At 68.4% G+C, this 14,087-nt stretch carries 15 protein-coding genes; 9 read left to right on the forward strand and 6 right to left on the reverse strand.

Annotated elements, in window-relative coordinates; all coding sequences use genetic code 11:
- Nucleotides 1-9 precede the first annotated feature (9 nt).
- On the reverse strand, nucleotides 10-1,797 hold the full coding sequence (locus B0293_RS32200; protein WP_039915420.1) for an ABC transporter substrate-binding protein: 1,788 nt from the start codon (nucleotides 1,795-1,797) through the stop codon (nucleotides 10-12).
- A gap of 330 nt (nucleotides 1,798-2,127) precedes the next feature.
- Entirely contained in the window at nucleotides 2,128-3,924 is a 1,797-nt protein-coding gene (locus tag B0293_RS32205; protein WP_005151032.1) for a hypothetical protein, read from the reverse strand.
- 106 nt (nucleotides 3,925-4,030) lie between these two features.
- Here B0293_RS32205 and B0293_RS32210 point away from each other — a divergent pair, with 106 nt between their 5' ends.
- The 3 genes from B0293_RS32210 to B0293_RS43800 are packed head-to-tail and all read left to right on the forward strand — an operon-like array spanning nucleotide 4,031 to nucleotide 5,759.
- On the forward strand, nucleotides 4,031-4,396 hold the full coding sequence (locus B0293_RS32210) for a cupredoxin domain-containing protein (RefSeq protein WP_005151030.1): 366 nt from the start codon (nucleotides 4,031-4,033) through the stop codon (nucleotides 4,394-4,396).
- Entirely contained in the window at nucleotides 4,393-5,616 is a 1,224-nt protein-coding gene (locus B0293_RS32215; protein ID WP_005151028.1) for a hypothetical protein, read from the forward strand. The genes B0293_RS32210 and B0293_RS32215 overlap by 4 nt, the downstream gene beginning before the upstream one ends.
- On the forward strand, nucleotides 5,613-5,759 hold the full coding sequence (locus tag B0293_RS43800) for a hypothetical protein (RefSeq protein WP_005151026.1): 147 nt from the start codon (nucleotides 5,613-5,615) through the stop codon (nucleotides 5,757-5,759). Before B0293_RS32215 ends, B0293_RS43800 begins: the two co-directional genes overlap by 4 nt.
- Nucleotides 5,760-5,763: 4 nt before the next feature.
- On the opposite strand, the gene B0293_RS32220 is transcribed toward B0293_RS43800, so the two are convergent.
- Nucleotides 5,764-6,225 carry a hypothetical protein gene (locus B0293_RS32220; protein WP_077241436.1) on the reverse strand — a complete coding sequence of 154 codons (462 nt, stop codon included), beginning with the start codon at nucleotides 6,223-6,225 and terminating at the stop codon, nucleotides 5,764-5,766.
- Complete coding sequence (locus B0293_RS32225; protein WP_005151022.1) at nucleotides 6,203-6,769, reverse strand: TetR/AcrR family transcriptional regulator; 567 nt, start codon at nucleotides 6,767-6,769, stop codon at nucleotides 6,203-6,205. The genes B0293_RS32220 and B0293_RS32225 overlap by 23 nt, the downstream gene beginning before the upstream one ends.
- A 91-nt stretch (nucleotides 6,770-6,860) precedes the next feature.
- Between B0293_RS32225 and B0293_RS32230 the strand changes: the two genes are divergently transcribed.
- Both B0293_RS32230 and B0293_RS32235 read left to right on the forward strand, forming a co-directional pair.
- Nucleotides 6,861-7,145, forward strand: coding sequence for an antibiotic biosynthesis monooxygenase family protein (locus B0293_RS32230; RefSeq protein ID WP_005151019.1), 285 nt, complete (start codon nucleotides 6,861-6,863; stop codon nucleotides 7,143-7,145).
- Nucleotides 7,142-7,720, forward strand: coding sequence for a DUF2867 domain-containing protein (locus B0293_RS32235; protein ID WP_005151018.1), 579 nt, complete (start codon nucleotides 7,142-7,144; stop codon nucleotides 7,718-7,720). The genes B0293_RS32230 and B0293_RS32235 overlap by 4 nt, the downstream gene beginning before the upstream one ends.
- Before the next feature lie 63 nt (nucleotides 7,721-7,783).
- On the opposite strand, the gene B0293_RS32240 is transcribed toward B0293_RS32235, so the two are convergent.
- Nucleotides 7,784-8,227: a winged helix-turn-helix transcriptional regulator gene (locus B0293_RS32240; protein WP_005151005.1), complete on the reverse strand. Its 444-nt coding sequence runs from the start codon at nucleotides 8,225-8,227 to the stop codon at nucleotides 7,784-7,786.
- Between the two features lie 89 nt (nucleotides 8,228-8,316).
- Here B0293_RS32240 and B0293_RS32245 point away from each other — a divergent pair, with 89 nt between their 5' ends.
- The 4 genes from B0293_RS32245 to sigJ all read left to right on the forward strand — a co-directional run bounded on the left by B0293_RS32245 (nucleotide 8,317) and on the right by sigJ (nucleotide 12,923).
- Nucleotides 8,317-9,498 carry a thiolase family protein gene (locus B0293_RS32245; protein WP_005151001.1) on the forward strand — a complete coding sequence of 394 codons (1,182 nt, stop codon included), beginning with the start codon at nucleotides 8,317-8,319 and terminating at the stop codon, nucleotides 9,496-9,498.
- The gene (locus B0293_RS32250; RefSeq protein ID WP_005150998.1) at nucleotides 9,495-10,529 is read left to right on the forward strand and encodes a hypothetical protein; all 1,035 of its coding nucleotides are present in this window, start codon (nucleotides 9,495-9,497) and stop codon (nucleotides 10,527-10,529) included. Before B0293_RS32245 ends, B0293_RS32250 begins: the two co-directional genes overlap by 4 nt.
- A 94-nt stretch (nucleotides 10,530-10,623) precedes the next feature.
- Entirely contained in the window at nucleotides 10,624-11,970 is a 1,347-nt protein-coding gene (locus tag B0293_RS32255) for an FtsX-like permease family protein (RefSeq protein WP_005150996.1), read from the forward strand.
- A gap of 65 nt (nucleotides 11,971-12,035) precedes the next feature.
- Nucleotides 12,036-12,923, forward strand: a complete 888-nt coding sequence (gene sigJ, locus B0293_RS32260; protein ID WP_005150994.1) for an RNA polymerase sigma factor SigJ — start codon at nucleotides 12,036-12,038, stop codon at nucleotides 12,921-12,923.
- Between the two features lie 67 nt (nucleotides 12,924-12,990).
- Here sigJ and B0293_RS32265 read toward each other — a convergent pair whose 3' ends face one another.
- A complete protein-coding gene (locus B0293_RS32265; RefSeq protein WP_005150992.1) occupies nucleotides 12,991-14,070 on the reverse strand; it encodes a glycoside hydrolase family 5 protein in 1,080 nt (359 codons plus the stop codon).
- Nucleotides 14,071-14,087 lie beyond the last annotated feature (17 nt).

Below are 14,087 nucleotides of genomic sequence, written 5' to 3' on the forward strand. Positions count from 1 at the left end.
CGCTGTCCTTTACTCCCGGTCGTCGGCCGACTTGCCGCGCCGCCCGAGCAGCACGCCGCCGCCGACGAGCACCACGAGCACGACCGCGCCGATGCCGATCCACAATCCGGTGTTGCTTCCGCCGTCCTCCGAGCCCGACGCGGCCGCGTCGGCCGGGGTGGCGCCGTAGACGCCCCAGTAGCCGGACTGCTCGAGGATCGCGCCGTCGGGCTGCGGCTGCTTGGTGAACGAGGAGAACTTGTCCGAGCGGTAGGCCTCGAGCACGTTGTCGTAGTCCAGGACGACGTCGACGTACTCCCCGGCCAGGATGGCCTGGGCCTGCTTGACGATCTCGGCACGCTTGGCCGGGTCGAACTCGGTCAGCTGCTTCTTGTAGAGGTCTTCGTAGCGCGGGTCGCAGAAGAAGGTCGCCGAGCTCCCGCCGTTGCCCTGGGCGTTCGGGCGGCCGGCGCAGGTGTTCAGGCTGAGGGCGTAGTCCGGGTCCGGTGAGGTGCCGTAGCCGGAGATGGCGAGGTCGTAGTTGCCCGCGGTGGTGCGGTCGTCCAGTTCGTCGTCGGAGACGAGTTCCTGCTTGACGCCGATGCCGGCGTCCTTGAGCCAGCCGCTGACGAACTGCGCGGTGCGCTGGTCGAACGGCCGGTTCGCGTGACCGGCGAGACGGAACTCCAGCTTCGCGCCGCCAGGGGCGACGCGGATGCCGTCCGCACCCTTGGCATAGCCCGCCTGGTCGAGGGTGGTGTTCGCGGCCGCGATGTCGAACTTGGTCTTCTCGGCGTCCGACGGGGTCCAGGTGTAGGACTTGTAGATCGCCGGCACGACGCCGGTCCCGGCCTGGCCGTAGCCGTTCATCACCTTCTCGACGATGGTCTTGGTGTCGATGGCCTGCGCGATCGCCTTGCGGACGCGGACGTCCTTCAGGATCGGGTTTCCGTCACCGATCGGCTGGTCGACCACGTTCTTGACGCCGAAGTTGATGATGAGCTCGTTGTACCGGCGGCCGGGAGCCTTGTTCGTGGTGATGTTCTTCTCGCCCTTGAGCGCATCGAACTGCGTCGGCGTGAGCCGGTTGATGACGTCGACCTCGCCCTGCTTCAGCGCGTTCACCGCGGCCTCGGCGTCCTTGAACTGCAGCAGCTGCAGTTCGTCGACCTTGGGCGCGCCACGCCAGTAGTCCTTGTTCGCCTTGAACTTCACGAACTCGTTCTTCTTGTACTCGGTCAGCAGGTACGGCCCGCTGCCGACACCGACGACGGCCAGCTCGTCGGTCGACGGGGCATTGAGGTCCTTGATCGGCTCCCAGATGTGCTTGGGCACGATCGGGACGTCGAGCGAGGTCATGCTCGACTGCGGGGTCTTGGTCTTGATGACGAGCGTCTTGTCGTCCGGCGCCGACACCGAGGCGAAGTTGCCGACGTAGCTGCCGTTCGCGGTGCGGGCGTTCTCGTCGTCGAGCATCCGCTGGAAGGTGTACGCGGGGTCTTGCGCGGTCACCGGCTTGCCATCGGACCACTTCATCCCCTGGCGGATGGTGAAGGTCCAGGTGAGCTTGTCGTCGGACGTCTTCCACGACTCCGCGACGCCACCCGTCGGCTGGGTGTCTTCGGCCGAGGGCAGGGTCAGGAACTCGTAGTTGAACCGGCCGACCTGCGTCGCCGCCGACAGCTGGGCGGTGAACGGGTTCAGGTGGTCGATCCCGGTCGTGAGCGCCACCCGGAGGACCTTGCCCTGTTGCTGCGCCGCCGCGGCGGGCACGAAAGGCACCGTCGCGACCGCCGAAGCGGCGAGGACCGCGACCACGCGAAGACCGCGCCGTCGCTTCGGAAAACGCTCTGTGCGCACGAAGACCACCCCATCGAAACTCGCTGTGTCCCAACCCCCGAGGCGGAAAAGTAACCACATGTCGCGGTAACCGCGCAATGACTCGCCAACACCGATCGTGCACAGCGGATGCCTTCGCGTGGTCGACAGCTACTTTACGCTCAGCCAAGGTAGCACTGAGTCACCGTTTCGGTGCGTGAAACGGCAGCACGTGCAGTGTCCTGGGTATTCAAGGGAAGCGGGCTTGCAAAAGGCTTGCGCGCGATGATGCTCAATCGATACGTGCGACGAAGTGCGAGCAAAGCGGCTTCAGCCGACGGAGACCTCACGCCGCCGCGCGGTGGCGGCGCCCGCGTAGAGCCACGCGAACAGCGCCCACATGCCGGCGAAGATCAGTCCGACGGTGGCGTACGCGACCGTCCACAGCACCGCCGGCGTCTCCGACTTCCGTTCCCGTTGCAGGAACTCGATCTCGGACATGAACGGGCGCGAGCCGGACGCCGCGTCGATCGACGGCGCGTTCGCGGCGGGGTCGGCGGGCGCGTAGATCGGGGCGAGCCCCATCATCCGGTTCGGGACGTGCACGCGGATCCCGGTCTTCCACTGGCCGAACACCGGCAGCGGCTGGACCGTGCGGTACACGCCGTCACCGATCTTCTCCAGCGGCGCGGTGAAGAAGTCGCCGCCTTGCCAGGCGAACCCGTTCAGCCAGACCGAGTCGTCGGCGAGATCGGGCCGCGAGATCGTGACGGTCGCGTCGACCCACCGGGGCGTGCCGCCGCCGTGCGGGTTCGAGATCGGCTGCCTGACCGCGGCTTCGGTCAGCCGGACGTCGGCGGTGAAGTCCGGCTCCGGGTCCTGCGGGACGGCGACCGCCGACATGAGGACGACCGCACCGAGCGCTCCGACGAGTCCGATCGCGTGACGGGGCCCCGCCGCGGGCACCAGGGTCGCCGTCTCCTCGACCCGCTGGTACTGCCAGACACCGATGAAGGCGCCCGCGAGGGCCGCGCCGGTCCCGAACAGCACGAAAAGCGGCAGATGAGCGGGAGGCCAGGGGTTCGGCATCAGCCACTGGGTGAACGCCGCCTCGGCCAGCATCCCGGCGGTCCCCACGAGCAGGCCCGCGACAGCGGCGAAGGTGTAGCCCTGCCGGTTCCGCATCGCCAAGGCCACGACCTCGACGATCACCGCTTCGGCGACGTACGGGAGTAGCGAAGCCACGTGCAGATCGGCGAACAGCGGAATGACGGTGAAAGACGCACGGGACGCGAGGAAGACCGCGACGACGATCAGCGCGCCGCCCGGACCCCAGGACAGGCGCCCGTAGGTCAGGGTCCACGCGCCGATCAGGCCGACGAGCACGACCTGGGACAGCATCGGGAACTGCGGGACACCGAGGTCGAACTCCATGAGGAACGCCGAAGCGCCCATCATCCAGGCACCGGCGAGCACCGGGCCGAGCAGGCGCACGATCGGCCCGGTCGCGCCCACCTGGCGGGCCTCGCCGAGCAGTAGCTGCAGACCCAGCACGACACAGACGCCGCCACCGATCATCAGGACGTGGGTCGGCCCCCATTCGGTGACGTCCTGGCCGAACAGCCGGTGCCACACGTCGTCGAGCGGGAACCCCGCGATGCCGACCAGGCCGGTCGCCATCATCTGGATGGAGCCCATCGGCGCCTTCCAGTGCGGGCCGATCTTGAGCGTGCGTTTCGGCAGGTTCTTCGTCGCGAGGGTCGCGCTGAGCACGCCACTGGCGAAGATGCCCATCAGTCCGAAGTAGATCGGGTAGTGCGACGGGTTCGCGAGCGGGCCTTCGTCGCGGCCGAGCTCCATGTGGATCGGCACGTCCCAGTAGACGCCGATCAGCGCCGACATCCCGGACAGGAACGCGACGAACATCGGCAGCGCCGCCCAGCGCGGCAAGCCGCTGAAGTCACCCATCCAGTCGGCGACGCGACCGACGACGGTCCGCTTCCCCGCACGCTCGCGCAGGACGAAGGCGGCCAGGGGCAGGAAGACCGCGGTGAACATCAGGCCCGCGATGACGATCTGCCCGAATTGCGCACCGCCGGCAGGCGGGCTCTCCTGAGCCAAGAACACCGTTGTTCGCCTTCCTGCTAACCTGAGTAACTGTTACCTTGGGGTAACACGATAGGGGCATGGTCTCGGACAGGCAAGCCGGGGCGTACGACTTGAAGGGACCTCGATGCAGAGGATCGGCGGAATCTGCGGGATCACCGTGGCCGCACTGCTGGCCGTGACCGGCTGTTCGGGATCGACCGGCACCGAATCGGCGCCGGGTACCGGCACCAGGACCGTGAAGTTCTCGATCACCGAGGGCAAGCGCACGGCGGGGCCGGAAGAGGTCGCGCTGCGCACCGGGGAGAACGTCGCACTGGAGGTCACCTCCGACCAGGCGGACGAGCTGCACGTCCATGGCTACGACAAGGCCGCCCAGCTGGCGCCCGGAGTTCCGGGAACGGTTTCCTTCACCGCGAACATCGACGGGATCTTCGAGGTGGAACTGCACAAGAGCGGCGCGGCGGTGACCAAGCTCCGGGTCGGCGGATGATCCTGGCGCACGGCCTCGGCGGCCGGTCCGATCTGCCGGTCCCGTTGTGGCTCGCGCTCTACGCGGGAGCGGCGGCCGTCGTGATCTCGTTCTTCGCGCTCACCGTGCTCTGGAAGGAGCCCAAGCTCCGCGGCGCCGACGCCGGCCGCGTGCTCCCCCGCCCCCTGGAACGGTTCGTCGACAGCGCGTTCACCCGGGTCGCGTCGCGCGTGGTCGGCATGGTGCTGTTCACGGGTTTCCTGGCGATGGCCTGGGCCGGTCCCGCGAGTTCGGCCGACAACCCGGCTCCGGCGTGGTTCTACGTCTGGTTCTGGGTCGGCCTGGTACCGCTTTCGCTACTGCTCGGCCCGGTCTGGCGACGGCTCAATCCACTGAGGACGATCGCGTCGCTGCTCCCCGCCCGGCATCGCGTACTCCCGGACCGGCTGGGCTACCTGCCCGCGATCGTCGGCCTCCTGGCGTTTCTTTGGCTGGAACTGGTTTTCCCGCACTCGGACTCGCCGAGAGCGATCGCCCTTTTCTGCACCGTGTATGCCGTTATACACATTGCGCTCGGCGTGGTCTTCGGTCCGCGCTGGTTCGACCGCGGTGACGCTTTCGAGGTCTACGCCCGCCTGGTCGCGGCCCTCTCCCCCTTCGGCAGGCGCGGCGACGGGCGTCTCGTGGTCCGGAATCCGCTGGACGGGCTGCTCACCATCTCCCCCGCGCCGTGGCTGACCGCGCTGGTCTTGGTGGTGCTCGGCTCGACGGCGTTCGACGGCCTGACCCGGCTCCCCTTCTGGACGTCGCTGGACGCCGGCGTTCTCGGCGGAACCGCCGGGCTCGCCGTCTGCATCGCGCTCACCTACGGCGCTTACGCGGGCGCCATCAGCCTGACCAGGCCTTACCTGCGGCGGGGGTTCGACCCGTATCCCGCGTTCGCGCCGTCGCTGATCCCGATCATGGTCGGCTACACCGTCGCGCACTACTTCTCGTTCGCCGTGTTCTCCGGACAGCAGGGCTTCGACCGCGCGATCGACTACACGGTGGTCTCGACCGGCATGATCGCGCTGGTGCAGATCGCCGGGATCGTCGCCGGGCACGTCTTGGCCGTAACCTCGGCACATGATCGATCCGTCGGCGTGCTGCGCGCGAACTACGTCAAGGTGGGTCAGTACCCCATGCTGGCGCTGATGATCGGCTACACCGCGCTCGGGATCGCGCTGGTCTCCGGCTCATGACCATCGCGGCGCGGGTGATGATGATGCACCAGGGCGGCTGGGACGAGATCCTCATCTTCGTCGGCCCCGTGGTGATCATCGGGCTGCTCATCTACGTCGCGCGCAAGCAGGTCCCGACGACGCCCGGAGAGGACGACGACTAGCTCGTCATTCTACCGGGACGTAGTCGCCGCCGGTTCGAGCCGCGGCGAGATCCGGGTATGAAGACGCGCTGGTCATGAAGCGGCCTTGGACGACGCGAACATAGGAACTGTCCAGGGGAAAGACGAGCACGAACTTCGACCCGTCGTTGCCGCGGAGCATGGCTCCCTTCCTCAGATTGTCGAGGAATTCGATGATGTCGCGTTCGATCTCCTCCGCGAACTCGCGCTGCTCGTCCTGCGACAGGTCGTACAGATCGGTGTCGATGTCATAGGTGGCACGCTTGCCGGTCACGGGATCCAGCGCCTCGAACGCCAATCCGAGCCAGCGGCGCGGTTCGACGTCCACCGTGGCCCGCCAGATCGAGCCACAGAGCTGCCACCGCGACTCAGCGATCTCCACGGCTTCAAGCTCACGAAGGAAGGCCAGGAGCCGATGGCCTGCCTCAGCCGTCACGTCCGTGCCCACCGCCGAGGATCAGGCTCCCGGCCAGTTCGGTGACCTCGTCCCGGCTGCGGCCGCCGTGGTCGGCGGCCATGAAGTGCTTCCCGACCAGGAGCGAGAACGCGAGCAGGCAGCGCGCTTCGACCTCGTCGTCGTCGGTGAAGATCTCGCGCATGAGTGAACGCAGGTAGTCCATCAGCTGGTTGTCGACCCGCCGGAGCCGTTCGGCCACCTCCGGGTCGCGCCGGGACCAGTCCCGGATCGCGAGGTCGACCGACAGGACGCGGTCGCCGGTGAGAATGCCCGCCCGCCGGATCTTCGCCCTCGCGTCGCCACCCCCGTGCTCGACGCTCGCGATCAGCTCGCCGGTGCTCAGTCGTTCCCAGGTGGCGAGCATCTCTTCTAGCAGTGCGCCCCGGTCGGAGAAATGGCCGTAGAAACTGCCTTTCGTGACACCCAGCGCTTTCGCGAGCGCCTCGACCCGGACCGCGCCGGGGCCTCCGGCGGCGAGGGCGAGCAGTCCCGCGTCGATCCACGCGCTCGGCGGGGTGCGGGTTTCGGCTGCCATGCGATCACCGTATCTCCCGTCACTCCGGCACCACGACGACGATATATACGCTACCGTATAGATGGCGGAGTTCACTGGGAGGAACAACGACATGACTGTCGGATTCGTGGCCACGCACTACCCGCACGCCGATCATCACGACGATTTCGTCGAGCGGGTCCACCGCGTCGCCGGCGTCCTGCGCACCACTCCAGGTTGCCTCGCCGCCGAATGCTGGGTCACCGCGGACGGGGACGCGGTGGTGTCGATCGTCCGCTGGGAATCAGCCGCGGCACAGGCGGCTTCGATGCAGGCTTTGGGCTCCGCGGACGTGGACGTCACCTTCGACGACCGCGAGGTCCGCCCGCGTGAGATCGTCCAGCTGGTGTCGGCATGAAACTCGCGAACACGGCCCACACCTCGCATTCCTGGCGGATCCACGAAATCGCCGGGGATTTCGACCTCGAAGACGTCTGGGCGTTGGACACACCCGGCGGACCCGGCGAGTTCGACAAGCTGGTGAAGCAGTTCTCGTCGGGCGACTTCCCGGACGAGGCACCGCTCCCGGTCCGGGCGTTGTGGGCGCTGCGCTGGAAACTGGGCGGACTGCTCGGGCTGGACAAACGGAGCTCCGGCCTCGACACCCGCGTGGGATCACTCCGCGGCAAGCTGCCGGAAGACCTCCGCGAAACCCCCACGGGCCCGGACGAGGACTGGCTGCCCTTCACCCCGCTCTACCGTCTTGAAGACGAATTCGCCGCCGAAATGGCGAACCGGACCATGCACGGCGTCATGCACATCGCGTGGGTCGACGACGGCCAGGGCGGGTATCGCGGCCAGATGGCGGTGCTGGTCAAACCCAACGGCCTGTTCGGCCGGGCGTACATGGGATTCATCAAGCCGTTCCGGTACACGATCATCTATCCGGCGCTCATGCGGATGATCGCGCGGGAGTGGCGTAACCGCGGCTGACGCGAGTCCGTGAAGGCCTCCTTGAGGGACCCAGAGTCCCTCAAGGAGGCCTTCACGGACATCTCAGGAACTGGCGCGTCGGCTGCTCCGCACCAGCGTCATGTCCTTCTCCCGCACCGGTTCGCGGCAGTGCGCGCACACCGTTTCCGGCGCGAGTTCCTCGCCGCACGCGTGGCGCCACACCGTCGGAGGCGGCCCCTCCGTGACGTACCGGTCGCCCCACGCCATGAGGTTCAGCAGCACGTGGTTGAGCGCGTGCCCCGCCTCGGTGAGCACGTATTCGTAGCGCGGCGGATGCTCCTCGTAGAGCCGTTTCTCGAGGATTCCCGTCTCGACGAGTTTGCGCAGCCGCGCGGTCAGGATGTCGCGGCTCGCCCCGGTGTTGCGGACGATCTGGTCGAACCGCCGCGCCCCGAAGAACACCTCTCGCAGCGCGAGCAGGCTCCAGCGCTCCCCGATCACCTCCATCGCGTTGGCGATCGAGCAGTCCCTCGGTCCTTCGGTCATGCTACCAGCGTAAACCCAGTGAGTCTTGATTTCCAACCCACTCGATGCCACAGTGAGTTGGAGAACCCAACTCACCACTGGAGGCAGCCGTGCACGACGCGGTCATCGTCGACGCCGTCCGGACCCCGATCGGCAAGGGCAAGCCCGGCGGCGCCCTACACGAGGTCCACCCGGTCCAGCTACTCGCCCACACGTTGCGGGCACTCGTGCAGCGCAACGGACTCGACCCGGCGCTGATCGACGACGTCATCGGCGGCGCGGTCGACCAGGTCGGCGAACAGGCCCAGAACGTCACGCGGTGGGCGGCGCTCGCGGCCGGACTGCCGGAAAGCGTGCCCGCGACCACCGTCGACCGGCAGTGCGGGAGCAGTCAGCAGGCCGTGCACTTCGCCGCGCAGGGCGTGATGGCCGGCGCGTACGACGTCGTCATCGCCTGCGGTGTCGAGTCGATGAGCCGCGTCCCGATGTGGTCCAACGTGCTGCCCGGTACCGATCCCCTCGGCCCCGGGGTCGCGGAGCGCTATCCGGAAGGCTTGGTGCCCCAAGGGATCAGCGCGGAACTCATCGCCGCGAAGTGGTCGCTCAGCCGGGAGGCGATGGACGAGTTCGCCGTGTCGTCGCACCGGAAGGCGTCGCGGGCACACGACCTCGGGCGGTTCGCGAGTCAGATCGTGCCGATCGAGACACCCTCGGGCCTCGTGTCCACCGACGAGTCCGTTCGCCCGGGCACTGGCCTCGAAACCCTCGCCAAGCTGCGCCCCGCGTTCCAGAACCCTGACGTGGCCGCGCGATTCCCGCAGATCGACTGGTCGGTGACCGCGGGCAACAGCAGCCCGATCAACGACGGCGCTTCCGCCGTGCTGATCACTTCCAGCGAGACCGCGGCCCGGCTGGGTCTCCGTCCCCGCGCGCGCCTGCACAGTTTCGCCGTCACCGGATCAGACCCGTTGCTCATGCTCACCGGCGTCATCCCGGCGACGGAGAAGGTGCTGCGGCGCGCGGGGCTGCGCCTGTCGGACATCGACCTCTTCGAGATCAACGAGGCGTTCGCCAGTGTCGTGCTGGCCTGGCAGCAGGAGACCGGGGCCGATCCGGCCAAGGTCAACGTCCACGGCGGCGCGATCGCGCTGGGCCATCCGCTCGGCGCCAGCGGAACCCGGCTGATGGGCACGCTGGTCAACGCCTTGCACCACCACGGCGCCCGGTACGGCCTCCAGGCGATGTGCGAAGGCGGCGGCCAGGCCAACGCGACCATCCTGGAGGCGTTGTGACCGACCGGCTCCCCAGGAAACTCGCGAGCCATCCGTCGGTTCAGGCGGTGCTCGCCAACCCGCGGGACAAACCGTCGCCGGTGATCGACGCGGCCTGGCTCAAGGAGATCTGTCTCGCCGCGGGCGCCGACGACGCGGCGGCCGTGTCGCTCGACCACCCGGACCTGGTGAGCGAACGCGAGCACGTCCTCCGAGCGCTTCCCGGCACCAAGACCCTCGTCTCGCTCGTGGTGCGGATGAACCGCGACGACGTCCGATCCCCCGCCCGCAGCGTGGCCAATCAGGAGTTCCACCGCACTGGTGAGATCATCAACGAAGCGGGCCACACGATCGTCCGGGCCTTGCAGGACGCCGGCTACCGCGCGATCAACCCGTCGGCGACGTTCCCGATGGAGATGGAGCACTACCCCGGCCGGATCTGGGTGGTCGCGCACAAGACGGTCGCCGTCGCGGCCGGGCTCGGCGCCATGGGGCTGCACCGCAACGTGATCCACCCGAAGTTCGGCAACTTCGTGCTCTTGGCGACGTTGCTGGTCGACGCAGAGGTGTCCGAGCACGGCGAAGCCCTCGACTACAACCCTTGTCTGGACTGCAAGCTGTGCGTCGCGGCCTGCCCGATCGGGGCGATCTCGAAGACCGGCGAATTCGACTTCGTCGCCTGCTCGACACACAACTATCGCGAGTTCATGAGCGGTTTCACCGACTGGGCGCAGACCGTGGCCGACAGCGAGGACGCTGCCGACTTCCGGTCCAGGGTGACCGACTCGGAGAACGTCTCGATGTGGCAGAGCCTGGCGTTCAAGCCGAACTACAAGGCCGCGTACTGCATGGCCGTCTGCCCGGCGGGCGAGGACGTGCTCGGGCCGTACCTCGACGACCGCCGAGGCTTCCTCGGAAACGTGGTGAAGCCGTTGCAGGACAAAGTGGAGACCCTCTACGTGCGGCAAGGTTCGGCGGCGAAGGAGTACGCCGAACGCCGTTTCCCCCACAAGCCGGTGAAAGAGGTCGACGGCGGCTACCCGAAACGGTAGGGCCGGCCCTACCTCGCGCCCGGGGGCCGGTCCCATGTCCGGAGCCGTCCCGCCTCCCTAACCTGGGGGCAAACCCCTGGGGAGGGCTGTTCGCATGATCGCGACCAAGCTGGTGTTCTCGTCGCTTCGCCGTCGTCCGACCGGGTTCATCGCGAGCTTCGTCGCGCTGTTCTTCGGTGCCACGATCCTGATGACGTTCGCGTCCCTTTTGGACACCCGGGCGGCCGCCGGACCGGAAGCGGGGAAGACCCTGCTGATCATGGCGTGCGTCGTCGGCGGCTGGGGTCTGGTGATCGTCCTGTTCGCGACGCTGTCGACCCTGTCCCTGCTGATCAGGCAGCGCGCCGCGGAGCTGGCGTTACTCAAGAGTGTCGGCGCGACGCCGTCGCAGATCACCCGGATGATCGTCGGCGAGGCGGCGGCTGTAGCAGTCCTCGCTTCGGCCACTGCCGTCACTCCGTCGGTCTTCGCGGGCCGGTGGCTGGTCGGGCTGCTCGGCGACACGGGCCGCGTACCGGCCGGGCTGGCAGCGCGGTTCGGTCCGATCGCGGTCTCGATGGGTACCGGCATCACGCTGCTCGCGGCGTTGACCGCCGCGGCCGTCGCCGCACGCCAGGTGACCGGGCAAGGGGCGGTGGAGGCGATCCGTGAGGCGGGCGTGGACACCCGTCCGACCGGCCGGACCCGCGTGATCGGCGCGACGGCCGTGCTGGCGTCCGGACTCGGCTGCGGCGTGGTGACGATGACCGTGTTCACCGGGAACGAGCCCGCGCTGATGGCGATCGGCGGTCAGGGCGCGATCCTCGCCGCGATCGGCTTCGCGCTCCTCTCCCCCGCACTGCTCGGCCCGATCGCCGCCGTGCTGGCCGCACCGCTGCGACGAGCGGGCGTCAGCGGTCACCTCACCGCGGCGCACCTTCGCGTCCGAAGCCGTCAACTCGCCGGCGTGCTCGTGCCGATCATCCTGTTCACCGGGATCGCGACCGGCACGCTGACCATGCAGGCCATCGAGAACACGGCGGGCACCGCGCCGGCGAAGATCGCGAGCAGCCTCGAGACCCTGAATTACGTCGTCGTCGGCATGATCGTGTTGTTCGCCGCCGTGATGCTGGTCAACACCGTCGTCGCCGCGATCGTCGAGCGCCGCCGGGAATTCGGTCAGCAGCGGCTCGTCGGGGCGACACCTTCGCAGGTCTTGCGGCTGGTCGGCACCGAAGGCGCCGTCCTGGTGGCGGTCGGCGTCCTGTTCGGCTCGCTCGCGGCGGCGGTCACCGTCGTCCCGTACAGCGTGGCCAGGACCGGCAGGCTCGTGCCGGAGCAGGCGCTCGGGTTCCATCTCGCCATCGTCGCCGTCGCGGTGGCGCTGACCCTCGGTTCGCATCTGGGCGCGGCGGCGAAGGCGCTGCGCACCCCGGCGATCCAAGCCGGCACCCGCGGCTGAAGGCCTGTCACATCTTCGCTCTCCCACGCGTCAGGGTTACGACTGATCGATGAAGGATGGGGACCGTGGACGAACACGACTGGCTGGCGCGGCGCTTCGAAGGGCACCGGACGCACCTGAGGGCGGTGGCGTACCGCATGCTCGGTTCGCTCAGCGAAGCCGACGACGCCGTGCAGGAGGCTTGGCTGCGGCTGAGCCGGTCGGACAGCGACGACGTGGACAACCTCGGCGGCTGGCTGACCACCGTCGTCGGCCGGATCTGCCTCGACATGCTGCGTTCACGCAAGTCGCGGCCGGAGGATCCGGTCGGTGCGCAGCTCCCCGACCCGATCATCGGCCGCGAGGGCGGGATCGACCCGGAACACCAGGCGCTGCTGGCGGATTCGGTCGGGCTGGCGCTCCTGGTCGTGCTCGACACCCTGGACCCCGCCGAGCGGCTCGCGTTCGTACTGCACGACATGTTCGCCCTGCCGTTCGACGAGATCGCGCCGATCGTGGGCCGGTCCTCGGCGGCGACCCGGCAACTCGCCAGCCGCGCCCGCCGACGTCTGCAAGGCTCACCGACGGTCCCGGACTCGGACTTGAACCGTCAGCGGGAGGTCGTCGACGCGTTCTTCGCCGCCGCCAGAGGTGGCGACTTCGACGCGCTGGTCTCGGTGCTCGATCCGGACGTCATCCTGCGCGCCGAGGGAGGCGCGGCTCCGGCGGGAACGTCGCGTTTCGTGCGCGGGGCGGCCACGGTCGCGAGCCAGGCGCTCATGTTCCGGGCCACGGGTGCGGGCGGGGTCGCGCGCCCCGCGCTGGTCAACGGCGCGGCCGGGATGGTCGTCACCAAGGACGGCGTCCCGACGACGGTCTTCGCGTTCACCGTCGTGGACGGCAAGATCGCGGCGATCGACATCCTCGCCGACCCGGACCGCCTGGCCGCTCTCGATTTCGAGCCGCTCGGCTGAAATGTCGTGAGGGGTCTTCTCGGGACTCGCCCCGAGAAGACCCCTCACGACTTGCGCGCTGCCGGGATCAGGAGGTCGGGAAGTTGTCCGCGGTACGGATACGGTCCCGGATCCAGACACCGGCGGGCTTCAGCGGACCCGTGCCGGTGAACGAGCCGCCCGCGCAGGTCCCCGGCTTGAACACCGCGCCCGAACGGTCGTCGTCGGAGAAGTTCCAGTTGGTCCAGCTGATCTTCTTCGACGCCAGGAAGTCCAGGTACTTCTGGGAGTTGGTGAAGTCGTTCCCGCCGTCACCGCTGGCGGTCTGGGTGCCGAACTCGGTCACGAACAGCGGGATCTTGCTCGCGGCCCGGCTCAGCGCGTTGAAGTACTCGGTTTTGTGCGACGCCGCGTAGAAGTGGAACGTGTACATGAAGTTGGTGGCGCGCACCGGGTTGTTGATGATGTCGGTCTCGTTGCGGCCGTCCGAGATGCCGAGCGAGCCCCAGCCGTGGGTGCCCACGAGCACGACGCCGTCGGAGTCCTGGGCGCGGATGACCGGGATCATCTGCTCCGCGTAGCTGCGGACGCGGTCCCAGCTGACGTTGTTGGGCTCGTTGGCGATGTCGTAGATGATGTTGGTCTTGTCCTTGTGCCGCTGGGCGATCTCGGTGAAGAACGTCTTGGCGCGGCTGAGGTTCGCGTTCGGGTCGCCCGGGGTCAGCTGGTGCCAGTCGACCAGGGCGTACATCCCGCGTTTGGTGGCTTCCTCGATGTACCCGTGCACCATGTCGGTGAACTTGCGCGGGTTGGTCTCGTAGCCGCCTTCCTGGATGTACATCGAGATCCGGAGGACGTCGGCCTTCCAGTCGCCGGCCAGCGCGTCGAGCGAGGCGGTCTTCACGCATTGGCTGTACCACTGGATTCCGTGGGTGCTCATGCCCCGGAGCTGGATCGGTTTGCCTGCGGAGTTGCAGAGCTGGAGGCCGCAGACCTTCAGCTGTCCGTTGACCGCCGCCGGACTGCCCGGCGGCAGCGCGGCGGCTGCCTGCGTTGCGGGTTCTGCCGCGGGCTCGGCGGCCGTCGAGGTGCTCGCGGCGGCGACCGGGGCCAGCAGTCCGGCGGCCAGTGCGGCCGTCACCCGGAGACGGATCTTGTCCCAACGCATTCGGCTTCTCCTCTCGC

The sequence above is a fragment of the Amycolatopsis azurea DSM 43854 genome, from assembly GCF_001995215.1.
In the GTDB taxonomy this organism is placed as follows: domain Bacteria; phylum Actinomycetota; class Actinomycetes; order Mycobacteriales; family Pseudonocardiaceae; genus Amycolatopsis; species Amycolatopsis azurea.